13 protein-coding genes and 1 tRNA gene are annotated in these 20,019 nt (G+C 64.7%); 7 read left to right on the plus strand and 7 right to left on the minus strand.

Annotation, left to right across the window (positions count from 1 at the left end):
- Positions 1-76: 76 nt before the first annotated feature.
- From AC3YOG_RS01645 to AC3YOG_RS01660, 4 genes are all read left to right on the plus strand, one after another.
- Positions 77-5,563: an MG2 domain-containing protein gene (locus tag AC3YOG_RS01645; RefSeq protein ID WP_489934538.1), complete on the plus strand. Its 5,487-nt coding sequence runs from the start codon at positions 77-79 to the stop codon at positions 5,561-5,563.
- Positions 5,560-7,671 carry a penicillin-binding protein 1C gene (gene pbpC, locus AC3YOG_RS01650; RefSeq protein ID WP_489933822.1) on the plus strand — a complete coding sequence of 704 codons (2,112 nt, stop codon included), beginning with the start codon at positions 5,560-5,562 and terminating at the stop codon, positions 7,669-7,671. The genes AC3YOG_RS01645 and pbpC overlap by 4 nt, the downstream gene beginning before the upstream one ends.
- An 89-nt stretch (positions 7,672-7,760) precedes the next feature.
- The gene (locus AC3YOG_RS01655; RefSeq protein WP_164854712.1) at positions 7,761-8,012 is read left to right on the plus strand and encodes a hypothetical protein; all 252 of its coding nucleotides are present in this window, start codon (positions 7,761-7,763) and stop codon (positions 8,010-8,012) included.
- A 495-nt stretch (positions 8,013-8,507) separates the two neighbouring features.
- The gene (locus AC3YOG_RS01660; RefSeq protein WP_172122369.1) at positions 8,508-8,750 is read left to right on the plus strand and encodes a hypothetical protein; all 243 of its coding nucleotides are present in this window, start codon (positions 8,508-8,510) and stop codon (positions 8,748-8,750) included.
- Between the two features lie 127 nt (positions 8,751-8,877).
- On the opposite strand, the gene AC3YOG_RS01665 is transcribed toward AC3YOG_RS01660, so the two are convergent.
- From AC3YOG_RS01665 to AC3YOG_RS01680, 4 genes are all read right to left on the minus strand, one after another.
- Positions 8,878-9,852 carry a Bug family tripartite tricarboxylate transporter substrate binding protein gene (locus tag AC3YOG_RS01665; RefSeq protein ID WP_489933823.1) on the minus strand — a complete coding sequence of 325 codons (975 nt, stop codon included), beginning with the start codon at positions 9,850-9,852 and terminating at the stop codon, positions 8,878-8,880.
- Between the two features lie 76 nt (positions 9,853-9,928).
- Positions 9,929-11,434, minus strand: coding sequence for a tripartite tricarboxylate transporter permease (locus AC3YOG_RS01670; protein ID WP_489933824.1), 1,506 nt, complete (start codon positions 11,432-11,434; stop codon positions 9,929-9,931).
- Between the two features lie 9 nt (positions 11,435-11,443).
- Positions 11,444-11,905, minus strand: a complete 462-nt coding sequence (locus AC3YOG_RS01675; protein ID WP_489933825.1) for a tripartite tricarboxylate transporter TctB family protein — start codon at positions 11,903-11,905, stop codon at positions 11,444-11,446.
- 118 nt (positions 11,906-12,023) lie between these two features.
- Positions 12,024-13,004: a tripartite tricarboxylate transporter substrate-binding protein gene (locus tag AC3YOG_RS01680; RefSeq protein WP_489933826.1), complete on the minus strand. Its 981-nt coding sequence runs from the start codon at positions 13,002-13,004 to the stop codon at positions 12,024-12,026.
- A gap of 186 nt (positions 13,005-13,190) precedes the next feature.
- On the opposite strand from AC3YOG_RS01680, the gene AC3YOG_RS01685 reads away from it, so the two are divergent.
- Together AC3YOG_RS01685 and AC3YOG_RS01690 are read left to right on the plus strand one after the other, a co-directional pair.
- Complete coding sequence (locus AC3YOG_RS01685; RefSeq protein WP_489933827.1) at positions 13,191-15,050, plus strand: ATP-binding protein; 1,860 nt, start codon at positions 13,191-13,193, stop codon at positions 15,048-15,050.
- Positions 15,047-16,414: a sigma-54-dependent transcriptional regulator gene (locus AC3YOG_RS01690; protein ID WP_489933828.1), complete on the plus strand. Its 1,368-nt coding sequence runs from the start codon at positions 15,047-15,049 to the stop codon at positions 16,412-16,414. Before AC3YOG_RS01685 ends, AC3YOG_RS01690 begins: the two co-directional genes overlap by 4 nt.
- Before the next feature lie 133 nt (positions 16,415-16,547).
- On the opposite strand, the gene AC3YOG_RS01695 is transcribed toward AC3YOG_RS01690, so the two are convergent.
- From AC3YOG_RS01695 to AC3YOG_RS01705, 3 genes are all read right to left on the minus strand, one after another.
- Positions 16,548-16,624, minus strand: a tRNA-Arg gene (locus tag AC3YOG_RS01695).
- Between the two features lie 122 nt (positions 16,625-16,746).
- On the minus strand, positions 16,747-18,183 hold the full coding sequence (locus AC3YOG_RS01700) for a sensor histidine kinase (RefSeq protein ID WP_172122362.1): 1,437 nt from the start codon (positions 18,181-18,183) through the stop codon (positions 16,747-16,749).
- A 33-nt stretch (positions 18,184-18,216) separates the two neighbouring features.
- Positions 18,217-19,638 (minus strand): FAD-dependent oxidoreductase, encoded by a 1,422-nt coding sequence (locus AC3YOG_RS01705; protein WP_489933829.1) that lies wholly within the window; start codon positions 19,636-19,638, stop codon positions 18,217-18,219.
- 239 nt (positions 19,639-19,877) lie between these two features.
- Between AC3YOG_RS01705 and rpmH the strand changes: the two genes are divergently transcribed.
- On the plus strand, positions 19,878-20,012 hold the full coding sequence (rpmH, locus tag AC3YOG_RS01710) for a 50S ribosomal protein L34 (RefSeq protein ID WP_127751898.1): 135 nt from the start codon (positions 19,878-19,880) through the stop codon (positions 20,010-20,012).
- Positions 20,013-20,019: the final 7 nt, after the last annotated feature.

Consider the following 20,019-nt stretch of genomic DNA (forward strand, 5'->3'; position numbering starts at 1 on the left):
GTGGCGCTTTACGCCACCTGGGAGTGCACATAAGGTGGCAGCGCCGAGGGGCATGAGGGTGGGACCAATGCGCGTGATGATGCGGAGTGTCGCGGTGCTTGGCGCCACGCTGGTTGCCATGCTGGCCAGCGGGGCGCTGGCCCAGCCAAGCCGCACCGAGCTGTTGCCCGGCATCGACCTGCCCGGCTTTGATTATGCCGTGCAACAGAACACCACCATCGGGGCCTGTCAGGCCGCCTGCGAAGACGACAATCTTTGCCGCGCCTTCACCTTCAACACCGAAGCGAACTGGTGCTTTCTCAAATCGGGCAGCGCCGATGAGGTCCCCTTCGCCGCCGCCAGTTCCGGCCGCGTCAGCCATGGCGCTTCCCCCGAAGAGATCACCGCGGCCCGCCAAACCGAACTGCCCTTTCCCGCCGCCGACCTGATCGATGCAGCCCGACGCTTTGCCGCCGAGCTCGAACAAACCGATCCACCCCCGCCCAATGCCAGCTATGCCGATCTCGTGGCGGAGGGGCGTGCTGCCGCCGCCGAAGCCAATCCAGCCGCCGCCATGTTGAACCTGCGCCAGGCGCTGGCGATCAACGGAAATGACCCCGCCGTTTGGCTGGAGCTGGCAGAGCTCGCCCTCACGCAAGCTGACGCGGTGGCCGGCCAATCTGAGGGCGACAACAGCTATGATCTGGGCGTTGTCGGCACCTCGGCCGCGCTCAACGGCTTTCTGGCGTCCGAAGGGGAAGCCGAGCGCGCTTATGCCCTGTCCCTCCTCGGCCGCGGCCTCGCGCGCCGGGAAATGTGGCGCGAAGCCATTGCTACCTATCGCGCCAGCATTGCCCTTGCGAATGATCCCGCCACCGCCGAGCGGCTCGAACAAGCCGTGGCCGAACACGGCTTTCGCGTTGTCTCGCATGAGGTGGATGCGGAAGCCGTATCGCCGCGCATCTGCGTTGTGTTTTCCGATCCCCTGCCCGCTGGCAATACCGACCTGACCCCGTTCGTCATGGTCGAAAACGCCCCGACGCTGGCGGTGGAAACCGAAACCAGCCAGATTTGCCTTGATGGCGCCGAACATGGCCGCCGCTATGAGATCCGCCTGCGCGCCGGCCTGCCTTCGGCCGACAACGAGACCCTGCGCAAGGATGTGGCGCTGAGCGTTTACGTGCCCGACCGTTCGCCCTTTGTGGGCTTTGCCAACAATGCCTATGTGCTGCCCGCGGGTCTCGGTGGCGGGCTGCCGATCTCCTCGATCAATGCCGAAACCGCAGAAGCGGTGATCTACCGCATTGGCGACCGCTCCATTGCCGCCGCCGTGCGCAATAATGTGTTTCGTGGCACCCTGACCGGCTATTCCGCCGAAACCGTCGCCAATGACTATGGCGAAAAGCTCTGGGAAGGCGAGGTCGACCTTGCCACTGGCGCACGCAACGCCATGACCACCACCGCCCTTCCCGTGGCGGACGTCCTGGCCGGGGTCGCACCCGGCGCCTATGTGATCACCGCCCGGGTCAAGGACAGCAAGAGCGAATATTGGGACGAGATCGCCACCCAATGGTTCATCGTCACCGATCTGGGCCTCACCACTATTGCCGGTGAAGATGGCGTGCATGCCTTTGTGCGCTCGCTGACATCGGCCGAGCCGGTGGCCGATGCCAGCCTGCGCCTCGTTGCCGTCAACAACGAAATCCTGGGTGAAGGGCGCACGGACGCGCAGGGGCGCTTTGACTTTGCGCCGGGCCTTGCCCGTGGCACCGGCGGCCGCGCGCCCCAGTTGCTCGTCGCCGAAACCTCGGCCGGCGATTATGCCTTTCTCGACGTGTCCCAGCCCGCCTTCGATCTGACCGACCGCGGCGTCGAGGGGCGCCCCTCGCCCGGTCCGCTCGATCTGTTTGCCACCACCGAGCGCGGTGTCTACCGCCCCGGGGAAACCGTCTTTCTCACCGCGCTCCTGCGCGACAACCATGCCGAGGCGGTCAAGGACCTGCCCTTGACCCTCGAGGTCGAGCGCCCCGATGGCGTGATCGCGTCGCGCCAATTGCTGTCCGATGGGGGCAGTGGCAGCTATCACCAGGCCCTGCCCTTGGCCGCCGAAGCCATGCGCGGCTCCTGGCATCTGCGCCTTCTCGCCGATCCCAAGGCCGAGCCGCTGGCCAATATCGCTTTCCTCGTGGAAGACTTCGAGCCCGAGCGGCTGGCCTTCGAGGTCACCGCCCCCGAGGGTCCCGTTGCGCCCGGCGCAACGGCAGCCATCGATGTTGCCGCCCGCTATCTTTATGGCGCCACCGCGCCCGATCTCAAGCTTGAGGCCGATCTGGTGCTGCGCCCGCGCACCACGCTCCCGGCTTTCCCCGGCTATCAGTTCGGCCGTCTGGATGATGCCATCGAAACCGACCGCCGCCCCCTCGGCGTTGTTGCTACCACCGGTCGCGATGGCACTGCCGCCGCCGAACTCGCCATCCCCGAGTTGCCCGTCACCACCAAGCCGCTCGAAGCGCAGCTCCTGTTCCGGCTCGTCGACACCAATGGTCGCCCCGTCGAGCGCAGCCTTACGCGCCCCGTACGCGCCGCCACCAACCTCATCGGCATCAAGCCCCTGTTTGGCACCGGCGACCTGCCCGAAGGTAGCGAAGCCCGGTTCGACATTCTCGTGGTCGGCCCCGATGGCGAGCCCGTCGCCGTTACGGACCTGCAGTGGACGCTGTCGCGCATCGAAACCAGCTACCAATGGTATCGCGACGGCAGCACCTGGAAGTGGGAGGCGATCAGCACCAGCCGCGAAGTCGCCAATGGCGAGCTCGACACCACGGCCGCTGGTCCCGCCACCATCGCCGCACCCGTCGCCTCGGGCCGCTATCAACTCGACGTCGATAGCCGCGGCCCCGGTGCTACCGCCAGCAGCTACGGCTTTTATGCCGGCTACTATTATGCCGAAGCGGGCTCGGACACGCCCGACACGCTCCAGGTGGCGCTCGACAAGCCGGCCTATCGCGCCGGCGACACCGCCACGCTGCGCCTTGAGCCGCAATTTGCCGGCACGGCGCTCGTCATGGTGGTCGATCAGGGCATCATCGACATGCTGGCCGTCCCCGTCCCGGCCGAAGGCACTTCGGTCTCGCTCCCCGTCACCGAGGCTTGGGGGCCGGGCGCCTATGTCACCGCCATTCTGTATCGCCCCTCCGACGCCGCCGAAAAGCGCATGCCCGCCCGCGCGCTCGGCCTTGCCTATGCCGATGTCGATCCCGGCGATCGCGTGCTCGATGTCAGCATCGAAGCGCCCGAGGTCACCCTGCCACGCCAGCCGGTGACCGCGCGCATCAAGCTCGGCAATGTCGCGCCGGGCAGCACCGCCTATGTGGCGGTCGCCGCCGTTGATCTGGGCATCCTCAATCTGACGAATTTTGCCACCCCCGATCCCGATGGCTGGTATTTCGGCCAGCGCCAGCTCGGCGTCGCCTTCCGCGATCTTTATGGCCAGCTGATCGATCCCATGCAGGGCTTGCCCGGCGCCATGCGATCCGGGGGCGATGGTGCGGGCGTCCGGCTGGGTACGCCGCCGCCCACTTCGGTGCTCGTCGCGCTTCATTCAGGAACCGTTCAGGTTGATGGCGATGGTGTGGCCGAGGTCACGTTTGACCTGCCCGATTTCGCCGGCACCGTGCGCCTCATGGCGATGGCCTGGACCGATAACGCGCTAGGCCATGTCCAGGCTGATGTCGTGGTCCGCGACCCGGTGGTCACAACCCTCAGCCCACCCCGCTTCCTGCGGGTAGGCGACACCTCGCGCCTCCTGCTCGAAATCAACAATATCGAAGGCGCAGCAGGCACTTACGCCCTGGCCATCAGCACCGGCGAAGGCCTTGTGGCGCAGCTGCCGCAGCCCGATGTGACCCTCGCGACCGGCGAACGGGTGGCGCTTGAGGTCGCGCTTTCGGGCACGAAAATCGGCGATTTCCCGCTCGAGCTCACCATCACCGCCCCCGATGGCACCACCCAAACCAAGCTCCTGACCCTGGGCGTGCGCGCCACCAGCAATCCCGCCACCACGCGCAACCTCCTGCCGCTCGAAGCCGGCGCCACCCTTGTGCTCGACGCCAGCGATTTCAATGGCTTGCTGCCCGGCACCGGTGAGTTGACCCTGGCGGTCGGCCCCATCGCGCGGCTCGATGTCCCCTCGCTCCTCGCCCAGCTCGACCGCTATCCCTATGGCTGCTCCGAGCAGGTCACGAGCCGGGCCATGCCCTTGTTGTACCTCAACAATACCGCATCCATGCTCGGTCTGGGCACCGATACCGAGCTTGATGAGCGCATCCGCGGCGCCATCAGGAGCCTCCTCGCCAACCAGAACTCGGGTGGCGCCTTCGGCCTTTGGGGCGCCTATGACACCACGGATCTCTGGCTCGACGCCTATGTCACCGACTTCCTGCTGCGCGCCAAGGCTCAAGGCTTTGAAGTTCCTGAGCAATCTCTGGAGATGGCGCTGGATAACCTTGCCAACCAGGTCGCCTTTGCCAGCGAATTCACCGATGGCGGGGAAGGCATTGCTTATGCCCTCCATGACCTCGCCCGCGCCGGCCGCGCCGCCATCGGCGATCTGCGCTACTACGCGGAAGCCCGCCTCGACGCTTTCGCGACGCCCCTGGCCAAGGCGCAACTGGGCGCCGCGCTCGCGCTTTATGGCGATCAAACCCGCGCAGCTGCTGCGTTTTTGGCTGCGACCGACGCGCTCGCAGGGGGCGATGACCGCACCGGCTACCGCCCCGATTACGGCAGCCAGTTGCGCGACACCGCCGCCGTGCTGGCCCTGGTTGCGGAGTTCGCCCCCACCGGAATCGATCCGTCCACTCTAGCCGCTCGCCTCAGCAAGCAGCGCAATACCGCCCAATACACCTCCACCCAGGAGGATGCCTGGACTCTCCTCGCCGCAGCAGCACTGGCCGACCAGACAGCCGCCAGCAGCATCACCCTTGCGGGCGAACCCCTCGCCGGGGATATCTTCCGGCGCTGGAGTCAGCAGGAACTCAGCAACACGCCGGTCGAACTTAGCAACACCGGCACCACGCCGACCGAAGCCATGGTGGCGGTGACCGGCATCGCGGTCGTTGCGCCGCCCGCGAGCGAAAACGGCTTCAGTCTCAACCGGCAATATTTCCGCCCCGATGGCACCCCGGTCGATCCCACCGCCACCCCGATTGCCCAGAACGAGCAATTGGTGGTCGTGCTGACGGTCACCCCGACCACACTCGGCTCCGGGCAATATCTGGTGGTCGATCCCCTGCCCGCCGGCTTTGAGATCGAGAACCCGCGCCTGACGGGCGGTGAAGGCGTTGCCGGTTTTGCCTGGCTGGAAGTCGCCACCCCCGCCCATGTGGAAGCGCGCACCGATCAATATGTCGCCGCCTTCCGCTACTGGTCCGAAGCGCCCGAGTTCTCGACGGCCTATCTCGTTCGCGCGGTCACCCCCGGCCAATTCGCCCTGCCTGGGGCTACGGTGGAGGACATGTACCGGCCAGAACTGCGCGCCAATGGGGGAGCCGGGAGCCTTGAGGTTGTCCCGGCCGGGCCATGAGCCCGGCCCTTCGTCGGCGGTGGGGCGCCCGGCGCCTCCTCGCGATCGGCCTCGTGTTGCTGGTTGTGCTGGGATCGGGCGGCGCCCTTTACCTGCGCGCGACCATCGAGGAAATCCGCGCCACTCTGCCGCCCCTGCCCGATCTGGCCACCATGCCGGTCTCGAGCGTCGTGGTGGACCGCGACGGCGCGCTGCTGCGCCCCTTCACCATCGCCGGGCGCTGGCGCTTGCCAACCACTTCCGATGCCGTCGACCGGCAATTCCTGCGCATGCTGCTGGCCTATGAAGACCGCGATTTTCCCAGCCACCATGGCATCAACTGGTGGTCGATGCTGCGCGCAGCGGGGCAGTTCGTTGGCGCGGGGGGGCGGATCGTTTCAGGCGGCTCGACCCTTTCCATGCAGGTCGCGCGGCTACTGGAGGGAGAGCCGACGCGCAATGGCTGGGGCAAGCTGCGCCAGATGGTGCATGCCGATGCTCTCGAGCGCGCGCTCAGCAAGGAGCAGATCCTCGCCCTTTATCTGACCCTTGCGCCCTATGGCGGCAATCTTGAGGGCATTCGCGCCGCGAGCCTGGCCTATTTCGGCAAGGAGCCGGTCCGCCTCACCCCCGCAGAAGCTGCCCTGCTGGTGGCCCTGCCGCAATCGCCCGAAGCGCGCCGGCCCGATCGCGACCCGCAGGCGGCGCTGGCCAGCCGCAATCTGGTGCTGGAGCGAATGGTGAGCCGCGGCATTCTGACCGCCGACGATGCGGCAGCAGGCATGAGCGAACCCATCCCCACGGCCCGCCATCCATTCCCCTTGCTGGCGCCCCATCTCGCCCAGGCTGCGCTCGTGGCAGCACCCGGCCAACGCGAAATCCGGCTGACGCTCAAGCGCCCGCTCCAGGCCGCACTCGAGCGGCTGGGGGCGGTGCGAGCCGCCCAGTTGGGACCCGGCGTTTCGGTGGCGATCCTCGTTGCCGACCAGAGCAGTGGTGCCATTCTGGCTTCCGTGGGCTCGGCGGGCCTTTTTGCCGAGGACAGCGCCGGCTTTGTGGATATGACCAAGGCGGTTCGCTCGCCAGGCTCGACCCTCAAGCCGCTAATCTATGGGCTGGCCTTCGAACTGGGGCTCGCCCATCCCGAAAGCCTGATTGAAGACCGGCCCACCGCCTTTGGCAGCTATGTGCCGGTCAATTTCGGTGGCTATAGTCGCGGGACGGTCAGCATCCGCCAGGCTTTGACGGAGTCGCTGAACATCCCTGCCGTGGTGGTGCTCGACGCCGTAGGCACTGCGCGGCTGGTGTCGCGGCTGCGGCGGGCGGGCGCCGTCCCGCTCCTGCCCAAGGGCGCCGCGCCGGGGCTGGCGATGGGTCTGGGCGGCGTCGGGTTGACCTTGCGCGATCTGGTTGGGGTTTATGCTGCGCTTGGCCGCGGCGGCACTCCGGTCCGCCTGCATGAAACACTGACCCAGGCCGACGAACCACCACTGGCAGCCCCGGTGCTGGATGCCACCGCAGCCTGGTATGTCGCCGACATCCTGGGTGACGTGCCGCCGCCGCTCAATGGCTCCCCCGGCCGTATCGCCTACAAGACTGGGACCTCCTATGGCTACCGCGACGGCTGGGCGATCGGGTTCGATGGTCAGACTGTGATCGGTGTCTGGGTTGGCCGCCCCGATGGCGCGCCAGTTCCGGGCCTTTCGGGGGTGTCGAGTGCTGCGCCGATCCTGTTCGAGAGCTTTGATCGGCTCGGGGCACCCGCCGTGCCTCTGCGCCAGCCGCCTCCGGGCGTGCTGCACGTGGCGAATTCGGAACTGCCTCACCCACTGCGCCGCTTTCGGCATCCTGATGAAACAAGGGTAGCCCAGCAGAGCGGGCCAGAGATTGCCTTTCCCCTCGACGGGGTCGACCTTGATCTGGGGCTCGCAGGGGGATCCGACAGCCCCTTGACGGTCAAGATCCGCAACGGCGCCCCACCCTTTACCTTTTTCGCCAACGGCGCGCCGATCGGGAGTTCGGCCTTTGCCCGCCAGAACAGCTGGCATCCCGATGGACCTGGCTTTGTTGAACTGGCCGTGGTCGATGCCCAAGGGCGCGCAGATTCGGCCACGGTGTTTGTTCAATAACGGCCATGACTTATGTATGCTCATTTGTGATGCAACCGAACTGGTTAGCCGTTTATTTACCGTGTTAGAAATCAGTCGGGGATTGCGTGTTGATCAAACTTGAGCGCCTGTTACCCAAAACTCGGGTGCCCTGGGACGCAGTGGTGGTGACCGTGCGGGAGTCTCTGGGGCGAACTGTGGCCGATGTTGCCGCAGTGGATGTAATCGCCGACTTTCCCCTGCCGGTGCCGGCGGCCCTGGCCGCCGCCGAGGAGCTACGGCGCAAGACGGGTCTCAACCGCATCGTCGTAATGGTGGAAGACGAGCGGCTTTGGCGCAATGACTGGGGCGAACTGGCCTGAAGTCACCGAAGTTCGCCGGCCGATACCTGATAAGCTGCCGCGGGCTTTACTTTCCCACCGCGAGCGCTTATTTGTGCAGCATACGCGTTTCCAGCCCAAGCGGCTGCGGATTTTCGGCGCGGCTTCCTTCGTTTTATTGCGCAGGTTTATCAACCGCAGGCTCATGGCCGAGCGGTTATTGAGCTCGACCTGATAGGTTTGGGAAGCGCTGCCATCGCCACGATGCTCACCATCATGGTCGATTTGCCGGAGAGCTGAAACCAAAGCGCGTTGTTCGCCCTCACTCGTCGAGGGGCAGGCTTAGCGGCCAGGTTCAATGTGAACCGACCGCCGAGGCGGCGCCGGATTGGTGCCAGCCAGCCCTCCCCTTGCCGAACCATCAACCCTGCGCCCGCCCAACTCTTTTTGGCCCGCAGGAACTCGCCCCAAAGCGCCACAGGCGCTCAGCGAGTTAGCATAGCCCCCGCTCCAGTGGGGCTCCTTGAACGAGACCGAATGACACATACCGACTACACTGCCCCCGCCGAGCTTTTCCTTGGCCGTGATCACCAGACTGCCTTTGAACAGGGGGCCAAGCGGTTCCCGACCGCTGCCCAGGCCATCCGCTTTGCCGTTGAGGAAGCTGCACCCGTGAGCCTGCATGGGGCACTGCTCCAGGTGGGCACCAAGGCTTATCGTAAGCATGAACTCACTCAGCTTTACCGCAGCGCCGATTTCCCGCTGCCGCGCAAGCACTGATCAGCTTGGCGGCAACGCGCCGCACAACCTAGCTGCAAAGATCAACAGAACGGCGCCATAAGTGATCTGGCGCCGGTCTTTTGTGTCGGGGCGTGGTTTGCGGGTCGTCCGGCTCAAGCGGCAAGCTTTATTGGATCTTGACGCCCGCCTCGGCAATCACTGGCGCCCAGCGCTGCACTTCGGCCTGCACATATTCCCCCAGTTCCCCGGGTGTGGAGCCGACGACAACAGCCCCTACTTCTGCCAAACGGGCCGTCACAGCGGGATCCTTGACCGCGGCGACCGCTGCCTCATTAAGCTTGGCGATCACTTCGGGCGGCGTCCCAGCTGGCGCAAAAAGCGCATTCCAGGTGTTGGTTTCGTAACCGGGAACTCCAGATTCATCCATGGTCGGCAGGTCGGGGAAGCTGGGCGAGCGCTCGAGCGTCGTAACCGCCAGCGCCCGCAGCGTACCGCCCTTCATGTGCTCGCTCGCGGAAGGCAGATTGTCGAAGATGATCGGCACGGCGCCGCTGATGGCGTCCACCAGTGCAGGGCCCGAACCCTGATAGGGAACGTGAACCATTTCTACCCCGGCCATGGATTTGAACACTTCGCCTGAAAGGTGGAGGGGCGTGCCATTCCCTGAAGAGGCATAGGCATATTCTTCGGGCTTGCTCTTGAGCTCGGCAATCAGCTCCTCGACATTGTTGGCTGGGAAATCAGGATTGACCAAAAGCACATTGGGCACCGTCACCAGCAGGGAGATCGGCGTGAAATCGGCCACCGGATCAAAGGGCGGCGTGGTGTAGAGCGAGGCGCTGAGGGCATGGGTGGCGATGGTGCCCATCAGGATCGTGTAGCCGTCTGGAGCTGCGTCGGCCACCGCAGTGGCGCCGAGCACGCCCCCGGCACCGGCCTGGTTGACCACCAGCACCTGCTGGCCAAGTTGCTGGCTCATGGCTTCGGCAACAACGCGCCCCACCAGATCGGTGGAGCCGCCGGGTGCAAAGGGCACAACGAGGTTGATGGACTTGGTGGGGAAATTGTCTTGCGCCAAGGCTGGAGTGACCAGGGCTGAGGCGAGTGACAAGGCGGCGACAAGCAAAGACGTTGGTTGCATTTATTCCTCCCGATGAATGGGCGAAGCCGCTCTGCGGCGGACATTCGCCCGTTTGATGTAGCTTGAAAAAGCGGTCTCAGTCCTCCTCGACAAAAACCTCCTGCCGTTTCTTGCGGATATTGGGCAGCACCGCAATCACCACCGCCAGAACCGCCAGGGCGAGCAGGGTTGCCGAGATGGGCCGGGTGACAAAGATCATCGGATCGCCCCGCGAGATGATCATGGCGCGGCGCAGATGCTCTTCGAGCAGCGGCCCCAGCACAAAGCCCAGCAGCAGCGGCGCCGGCTCGCAACCGAACCGGATCAGCACATAACCGACAATGCCGAAGAACCCGATGGCATAGATGTCGTAGATGTTCTGGTTTATCGAGAAGCAGCCGATACAGGCAAAAAGCACGATGGCGGGAAACAGCGCCCGGTAGGGAATGGAGAGCAGTTTCACCCACAGCCCGATCAGCGGCAGGTTAAGCAGCACCAGCAGCACATTGCCGATCCACATCGAGGCGATGATGCCCCAGAACAGCGCCGGCTGGTCATTGATGACGTTGGGGCCGGGGGTGATGCCCTGCAGAATAAAGGCACCCACCATCAGCGCCATCACGGGATGGGCGGGGATACCCAGCGTCATCAGCGGAATGAAGCTGGTTTGCGCCGCGGCATTGTTGGCCGATTCTGGCCCGGCGACACCCTCGATGGCGCCGTGTCCGAATTCCTGCGGGTTCTTGCTCAGCCGCTTTTCGGCAGAATAGGACGCGAAGGACGCCAGGATATGCCCGCCACCGGGCAGGATGCCGAGCACGGAACCCAGCGCCGTGCCGCGCAGCACCGGCCCGGTCGAGCGGCGAAAATCCTCCTTGGTCAGCCACAGGTTCTTGACCGCCTTGATCATGACCTCGCGGCCCTTTTCGACCTCGAGATTGCGCAGGATTTCGGCGACACCGAAAATACCCACGGCAACGGACACAAAGTTGAGCCCGGAATAAAGCTCGCGAATGCCGAAGGTGAAGCGTGGCTGGCCGGTATAGATGTCCTGCCCAACCATGCCCAGCAGCAGGCCCAGCACGATCATGGCGAGGGCCTTGAGGATTGAGCCATGCGCCAGCGCGATGGAGACCAGCAGGCCCAGCACGATCAGCGCGAAATATTCGGGCGCACCGAAATTGAGCGCCGCTCGCGCCAAGGGCGGCGCGAAAAAGGCCAGCAACAGCGTGCCCACGGTCCCGGCAAAGAACGAGCCCAGGGCGGCGGTGGCAAGGGCGGGACCAGCACGGCCCTGCTTGGCCATTTGGTAGCCATCGATCGCGGTTACGGCCGAGGAGGATTCCCCGGGCAGGTTGATCAGGATCGCGGTGGTGGAGCCGCCATATTGGGCGCCGTAATAAATGCCGGCGAGCATGATCAAGGCGGTGGCCGGCGAGAGCGAAAAGGTAATCGGCAGGAGCATGGCGATGGTGGCGGTAGGCCCGATGCCGGGCAATACGCCCACCAGGGTGCCCAGCAGGACGCCGATGAAACAATAAAAGATGTTGATCGGATCGAGCGCGACGGAAAACCCAAGTCCAAGCGAAGCAATGATATCCATGGCTGTCTCCTATCGCCCGAGCCAAGGGCCGACGAGCGGCACGGAAAAGCCAAGTCCGATCACAAAGATCAGCGCGCACATCACCGTCAGTCCCACCGCCAAGATCGCGGCAAAGATGGGCGAATTGTTGCGGCTGGCCATCGCGGTGGCGAACGCAGAAATGAAGACCACGGGCACAAAGCCGAGGCCCCGGATCGTTGCGGCAAAAAAGATGATCGTGCCGAGTATCAGCACGATCGCCCGCCAGGACGGCGGCGAACGTGTTTCCTTGTCGGGCTTGCCCAGCCCGCTGATGGCCACTGCAGCGCCAAGGGCGACGAGTACACCCCCCAGCATCAGCGGCATGAAGCCCGGGCCCATGCGAAAGGCCGTGCCCACTTCATAGTGCAGGGCTTCGGTGGCGAAATAGGTGCCGAAGGCCACAAACAGCCCGCCGGAAACGAGCTCTTTAGTCGATGCATTGACCGCCATCAGCCGGTCACTCCTTTTCTGCGCTTAGATGCAGTGTCGATTCGCGAGGGCCAGGTCGCGGCGCATCGCGCCACGACCTCGACACTCGACAGCACGGGGTCCTTAGACCTCGCGCGCCTTACTCGGCGAAGACGCCGGCGGCTTCGATCACGCCTTTCCACAGTGCAATCTGGCTGGTCAGGGTCTCGGTCAGTGCTGCGGGGGTCGCTTCATCGGCAGAAACCGGGACGGTGCCTAGTTCGGCAAAGCGGCTCACCACGGTTTCGTTCGCCAAAGCGGCCTGGAGCGCGGCTTCGAGCCGGGCAATGATCGCTGCATCGGTGCCGGCAGGCGCATAAAGACCGTGCCAGACGCCGATTTCCAGTTCCAGCCCGCCTTCGACGGTGGTTGGCAGGTCAGGCAAATTGCCCAACCGCTCGGGCGTCGTGACCGCATAAGCCTTCACTTCGCCGGCCTGGATTTGGCTGGTCGTATTGGTGGTCTGGTCGCAGATCATGTCGATCTGGCCCCCGATAATGTCGGTCATGGCCGGGCCGGCGCCCTGATAGGGCACGGTGGTCATCTGCGTATCGAGCGAGTCCATCAGCAGCATGCCGCACAACTGGCTCGCCGAACCAATGCCGGCATGGGCATAGGTGATGTCCTCGCCATTGGCCTTGATGTATTCGAGCAGTTCAGCAAGCGTCGTCGGCTCGAAATCCTTGCGTGCCACCAACGTCATCGGCACCGAGGTGATCAAGCCTATCGGCTCGAAATCGGTGGTCGGATCATAGGGCAGGCTACGGTAGAGGGTCGGCGCCGTGGACATGCCGATATGGTGCAGCAGCAGCGTGTAGCCGTCATTTGGCGCGGTTGCGACCTGCCCGGCCCCCAACGTGCCGCCAGCGCCGCCCACGTTTTGCACCACGACCTGCTGGCCAAGATCCTCGCTCATCACTTCGGCGACGAGCCGTGCCACCGTGTCAGTCGGACCGCCGGCGGAGAATGGGACCACAACCGTGATGGGCTTGGTGGGATAGTCCTGCGCAAAGGCGGTGCCAGTCAGGCTGAACCCGGCAACCAGTGCGCCGGCGACGAGGGTAGTTAGAGTCTTTTTCATTATTGATCCTCCCGGGATAGCAAAGGGCAGCGAATTGCGGCCACCCCGATGCACACATCATTGCAATCGCCGTGCCAAGCGGCAGACGCAAGGCAGATATGCGGCGCGCTTCTGGCGTGCTAGCTATTCTGGCAAGAACTTGCCGCGTGGCCGCCAAGTTCAGGCAAAAACCTGCCAGGAGGATCATTGGCAAGCTGGTTTACCGCATCGGGTTTCATCAGCCGCACCCAGCTTATCTGTGCCACCGGTGCATTGGTGCTGGTGGCGGCGGTCGGCTGGGCCAGCTTTGAGCTGGCGCTGGCGGGAGCGATCAACAATGCGGGGCACGAGGCCGAGCGGCGCCTCGCCTTGTTTGATCGCACGCTCGAAGCGATCATCGAGCGCTTTCATTATCTCCCCGCCTCAGTGGCCCTCGCGGCCGAAGCGCGCGATGTCCTGCTCAGCCCGGGCGACGAGGAACTGCGCGAGCGCGCCAATGGATTCTTGTCCAAGCTCAACGACGCTGCCGGCGGCAGCGAGCTTTTTGTCATGGCTACGGATGGGCAGGTGGTGGCCGCCTCCAACTGGTGGGCCTATGACAGTTTCGTCGGCGAGAATCTGGGTTACCGGCCTTATTTCGAAGAGGCCATGTTGGACGGCGACGCCAAGTTCTACGCCGTGGGCAACGTCACGGGCGTCGCGGGATACTTTCTGGCACGCCGGATCGATGGACCCGATGGGCCATTGGGGGTTGCGGTCACCAAGATCAATCTTGGGGAGATCGAGGCCACCTGGTGGCGTTCGGGCGAGTTGATCGCCATTGTTGACGTCAACACTGTCGCGATCCTTTCCACTCGACCCGATTGGCGCTATCGCCCGCTCCTGGCGCCATCACCTGCGGAGTTGACCCGTATTACCGAACAGCGCCGCTATGGCGACGCGGGCTGGGTCGAAACCCCCATTGCTGCCGATATCTGGCCGTCGCGGCGAGCCCAGCTTGCCTACCTGACCGGCCAGGACAGTGAGACCTGGGGCCTGTTCCTGGTTGATGAAATGCGGTTGCCGACCCATCAATGGCGCCTGGTTTCGTTTACGCCGACGGCACCGCTGTTCCGGGCAGCGTGGACCGCGGCAGCCGCCGCTGCGCTCGGCGCCTCGGCCCTCCTCCTGATCCTGGCCCTTCTGTGGCAGCGGCAACGCATCGTGGCCGAACGTTTAGCCGATCACGAGCAGCTCGAGCAGCGCGTTGCCGAACGCACCGAAGCGGTCCATGTCGCCAATGAAGCGCTTCGTGCCGAGATCGCTGAGCGCATCTATGCCGAACGGGCTCAGGCCGAGGCGCAGGCGGGATTGGTGCAGGCAGCCAAGCTCGCCAGCCTCGGCCAGGCGCTGGCCGGGGTCGCCCATGAGGTGAGCCAACCCGTCGCGGCCCTCACCACCCATCTGGCCAGCGCCAAGCTCATCGCCGCCCGTTCTCCTGGTTCCGAGATCACACCGATCCTGACGACCATGGACAAGGTGGTGGATCGGCTCGCGGCCCTGACGAGCCATCTCAAAACCTTCGCGCGCAAGGACACGCGGATTGAACAACAGGCTGAGCTGGGCGCTGTGATCAGCAATGCGCTTGACCTCGTGGACCACAAGTTGCGCGCCTTTGGCATTGATGTGGAATACCAGCGCCATGGCAGCAAGCTCCTCGTGCCCGGCAACCCCGTTCACCTCGAACAGGTGGTGATCAACCTGTTGTCCAATGCGGCTGATGCCATGGAGCACAGCGCCGCCCGGGTGCTGTCCATCGGTGTGCACCAGCATGGGCGTAGCGCCGAGATTGTCGTCGCCGACACCGGCTCGGGCATCGCGCCATCAGACATCGGCAATCTCTTCGATCCGTTTTACACAACCAAAGAGGTCGGCCGGGGGCTCGGGCTCGGCCTGGCTATTTCCTATGGGCTGGTCCGAGACCTCGGTGGCGCGATCAGCGTGCGCAGCTCCCCCAAGCAAGGCTCCACCTTCACCGTTCGCCTCCCCCTCGCCCACTCTACCGTCGCGGAGAAAATTCCTGCATGAGCAATCCCCTGGTGTTGATCGTTGATGACGAGGAGATGGTGCGCACGGCGCTGGCGCAATGGCTGCGCCTGTCCGGGTTTGCCGTGCAGGTCGCGGGCAATGCCGACGAGGCCTTGCTCGCGCTCGATGACGTGCACCCCGATGTGGTGCTGACGGATGTGCGCATGCCTGGCCTTTCCGGCATGAACCTGTTGCGCACTGTTCGTGACCGCGCGCTGCCCACCGAGGTCATCCTCATCACCGGTCATGGTGACGTGCCAATGGCGGTTGAAGCCATGCGCGCGGGCGCCTTTGATTTTCTGCAAAAGCCCTATGTGCCCGACGAACTGGTCGCCAGCCTGCATCGCGCCGTGTCGCAGGCCGCGCTCAAGCGCGAAATCGCCCAGCTGCGGCGGCGCCTCGATGGGGGCGAAAATGAACTCGCCGCCCGCCTGGTCGGCGCCTCAGGGATCATGGAAGAGCTGCGCCATGCCATCCGTGAGCTCGCCCCCATTCCAACCGACGTCGTGGTGCTGGGGGAAACCGGCACGGGCAAGGAAGTGGTCGCCCGGTGCCTTCATGATTTCTCCCCCCGCGCCAAGGGCCCGTTCGTCGCCGTCAACTGCGCCGCGATCCCGGCCGAGCTCATCGAGTCCGAGCTCTTTGGCCATGAAGGGGGCGCCTTCACCGGCGCCAAGGGCCAGCGGATCGGCAAGTTCGAGTTCGCCAATAGCGGCACGCTGCTGCTCGACGAGATCGAATCCATGCCGCTCCTCGCGCAGGCCAAGGTGCTGCGGGTGATCCAGGAGCGAACGGTTGAGCGTCTGGGCTCCAATCGGCAGATCCCGCTCGATCTGCGCATTGTTGCCGCGTCCAAAGTGGATCTGCGCGCCGAGTCAGAGGCCGGGCGATTCCGCGCGGACCTGTTTTATCGCCTCAACATGGCGACGCTCCAGCTGCCCCCGATGCGTGAGCGCGGAGATGATTGCGTGGTGCTGTTCCACCATTTCCTCGCCCAAGCCGCCCACCGCTTTGGCCGGCCGGTGCCTCCGCTCCACCCCGCCGACATCAATGCCCTGGTGATGCATTCCTGGCCGGGCAATGTGCGCGAGTTGCGCGCCGCCGCCGAACGCTTTGCGCTAGGTCTTCACCCCTCGGGCCATTCGCTCCAGGCGATCCTTGATCCGCGCATCAAGGCGGTGCCAGTTTCGGGCCTGAGCCTGGCCGATCGTGTCGCGAGCTATGAACGGCACGTCATCGAGGCCGAACTGTCTCTCCACGCCGGCTCGGTCGCGGCCGTTGCCGAAACCCTCCAGGTCCCCCGGCGAACGCTTAGCGAGAAAATGACCCGCCTCGCGGTCCGAAGAAGCCTGCAGGAGACGTAAACGCATCTGGTTGCCAGCCGGCGCGGCCGCCGGCTGGCAACCGTCCCCCAAGGGAAAGCTCGCCCACTCACAACCGACCTCGCCGAGCACTGCGGCAAAGGCGGGTGGAATAATCTAAGTCATGGAAAAGGAATGGCGCGCCCTAAGAGATTCGAACTCCTGACCCCCAGATTCGTAGTCTGGTGCTCTATCCAGCTGAGCTAAGGGCGCGCAGGCCATGTCTGGCCGCTTGGTGTGGGAGGCGGTCGGAACCGCTCTCTGCAGCAAGCGCGGCAACCCATACATGGGTGATCCGGGGTTGGCAAGGCCGTGCCGGGAAAATCCACAGGGCCTCACGACAAGCGCAGCGATAAGGGCAAGATCAGCTCGAAGCGGGTTCCCTGGTCCTGTTGGGCCAGCACCAGCCGCCCGCCATGGGCCTCGGCGATTTCGCGCGCGATTGCCAGACCAAGTCCGGTCCCGCCCGCGCGGGCGGAGCCTTCAAAGGCGACGAACAAATTGTCGCGGGCGCGCGGGGGGAGTCCTGGCCCATTGTCGCTCACCGCAATAACAAGGCCATCGTCCCGCTCCCCGGCGGATACGCTGACCTGGGGCGACTCCACCTTGACGCCAGCAGCCTCGAGCGCCTCACGGGCATTCTTCAGCAGATTCACCAGCAATCGGCCGAGCTGGGTTTGGTCGACATTGAGGCGCAGCTCCTGAGGCGTTTCATTGTGGAAGCTGATCGTTGGGTGCCCCACAAGGCGGGCATCAAAGGCTGCGTCCTCCACCAGGGCACGCAACGCCACCGGCGCCAGTACCGGCAGCGCAGCGCTTTCACGGCCGTAATCCAGCACCGATTGGGCAAAGCCGATTGCCTTGTCGAGGGTGGTCACGAGACGGGGCGCGAGGCGCTGCACCTTGGGATCGTCAAGGGTGGCCACCTGGTCGGACAGCAATTGGGCCGAGGTCAGGGTGTTGCGCAAATCATGATTGATCTTGGCGACGGCGAGCCCGAGATCGGCCAGATGCTGGCGCTGACGCAGCATCGAGAACAGATCGGCCTCCATGGCGGCCAGTTCCCGCTCGGCAATGCCGATCTCGTCGCGGCGGCCGGACGGGGCCAGGATCAGGCTCGCATTTTCCGGCGCCTGCCGGAAGGCCAGCATATTGGCGGTGAGCCGGCGCACTGGATAGATGAACAGCCGGCTGACCATCAGGTAAAGAGCCACGGCAGTCAGCGCGGCGATGATGAAGGACACCAGCACAATATCGCGGGAATAATCCAGCAGGTCTTGGCGCAATGGGCGTTCGGGCATCAGCACTTCAAGCAGGCTTTCGTCGACATCCCCCTCCCCCACAATACGCAGGGTCCGTCCCGGGCCGGCAAACAGCGTATCCATGGCACCCATGATCAAGGCAAAGGGATTGGATTCGCGGATATCGGCCGTAACCACGCGGTCGGGTGTGATCGGCTCGGTCAGCTCGATCATCTGACTTTGCCCTTCGCGCCGATACACAATGGCGTTGGCACCCGCCGAGGTCAAAAGCCGATCGGTGAGGCTGCGCGGCAGGGCCGGCACATCGGGCACGGCATCGAGCACGCGGGCTGCCACCATGCCGACGCGCATGCGGTCATTGAGCCAATTGGCGCGGAAGCTGGCGACGGACGGCAGATACACCACCACCTCCACCGTCAGGATCACGGCGATGATGGTGACAATGAGTTTGATGGACAGGCCGGAGAACCGGCCCGGCATAACATTGCGCGCGGCTGTCATCCCAGCCATTATAGTCAATTGAGGCGCGCTGGTAAGCCCCGCTCAGCCTAGCAAGCGCGGCAGCTTGAGACGGCGCCGTGTGGCGGGCGCAGATGCAGTTTTGCCCTCGAACTGCTCGGCCGCGCTACGCAGCACTTCGGCAAAACTAGGATGGGGCAGCACCAATTGCGCCAACTCGACCACAGGCAGGCGCCGCTCCATCGCAAGGACGATGATGGCCAGCATTTCGGCCGCCCCAATCCCGACCAGCGCCGCACCGGCAAGGGTGCCGTCATTGTTGACCACGAGCTTGGCGGCTCCATGCGCAGCACCCGAGGCGCGGGCCTTCGGGTTCTCGCTCCAGTTGGCCCGCAAGATCTGCTGCCCGGATGCACCGTCGCGCGGCTCCGTGAGGCCGATCTGGGCCAGTTCAGGCGATGTCATCACCAGGGTGGGAGCAAGCTTTGAATTCGAGGTCTTCTTGCCCAGCAGCAGCCGGCCCAACAGCGCTTCGCCAGCGCGGCGCGCGGCATGGGGATGATTCTCGTTGGCAGCGCCGCCCACCGCGCTGACGCGATTATTGGTCGTACGACCGACCGCGCTCACCTTGATCTGCTCTGGCTGCTGGTCTGGGGGGGCGATGCCGGCCTTAGCAAGGTCCAACCCTTCGAGATCAGGGATGCGGCCCGTGGTCACCAGCAGGTGGGAGGCATCCAGCAAGGTGGTTTCGCTTCCGAAGTGCTGCAACTGCACCCCGATGCCCAGCTTGCGCGGCAAAACCGTAATTTCCACATTCTCGTGGAAGGCGATCCCCTCTTCCGCCAAGGCGCGCAGGAGAATGGCTCGGCTCTCCGCATCCGCTTCTGACAGGATCGCCCCGGGCGAGGTCAGCGTCACCTGCGAGCCCAGCAGGGCATGGACCTGTGCCAGTTCGAGAGCTGCGGCATCGCCGCCAATCACCACAAGATGGGTCAGCTTTCGCGTGTTGGCGACAATGGTGTCGGGGGTGAAAAACGGCACATCCTCCAGCCCAGGGATCGCCGGTATCTTCGGGGTGGCCCCCGTTGCAAGAATGAAGTGTTCGGCCCGGATGGTGGTCTGGCCGACAACCAGCGTTTGCTTGTCTGCAAATGCCGGGGCGCCGGTGAGGATAACAATGCCAAGCGCCTGCAAACGCTCGGTCGAGCGCTCGGGGGCTAGTTCCGCCACGACGCGACTCACCTGCTCGCTGACGGCGCGGTAGTTGATCTTGGGCGGATCGCCGGCAAGACCGACCGCAGCGCCAGTTCGCCAGCTGTGGGCGCGCGCAGCGATACCGGCCAGGGCAGCCAAGGCCACTGTCTGGGCCACTCCGTCGCCCGCCTCGGGGTGACCGCGATCCACCAGCACTACGCTCGCGCCATAGCGGCGGGCGCGACACGCCAGTTCCACGCCCAGCGATCCGGCGCCAATGATGCAGAGATCAGGTTTGCTCAGTTCCGCCATTGCCGCTGGCCAAGGTAAAGATAGCGCGTTATGGGGCGATCCGCGGTTGAAAACAACAGCGCTCCGCTCTCCCCAGCCGATCTTGCGCAAGGGTGTGGTGGCGCGTTGACTTGCCGCCCCGTTTTGCCTATAGACGCCACCAACCGGCACCGTCCGAGCCCCGCGCTTGACCTGTGCCCCCATTTTCTTGCGCAAGCAGAGCCAATAAGAGGAACCGGGCGCAGGCGCGGTTTGATGTTATGAAGCGTACATATCAGCCCAGCAAGCTCGTGCGTGCCCGTCGCCACGGTTTCCGCGCCCGCATGGCAACCAAGGATGGTCGTGCGATCATCAACAAGCGTCGCCGCGACGGTCGCAAGAAGCTCACGGCCTGAGTGCTGC

The organism is Devosia sp. Z6_126 (assembly GCF_058133495.1).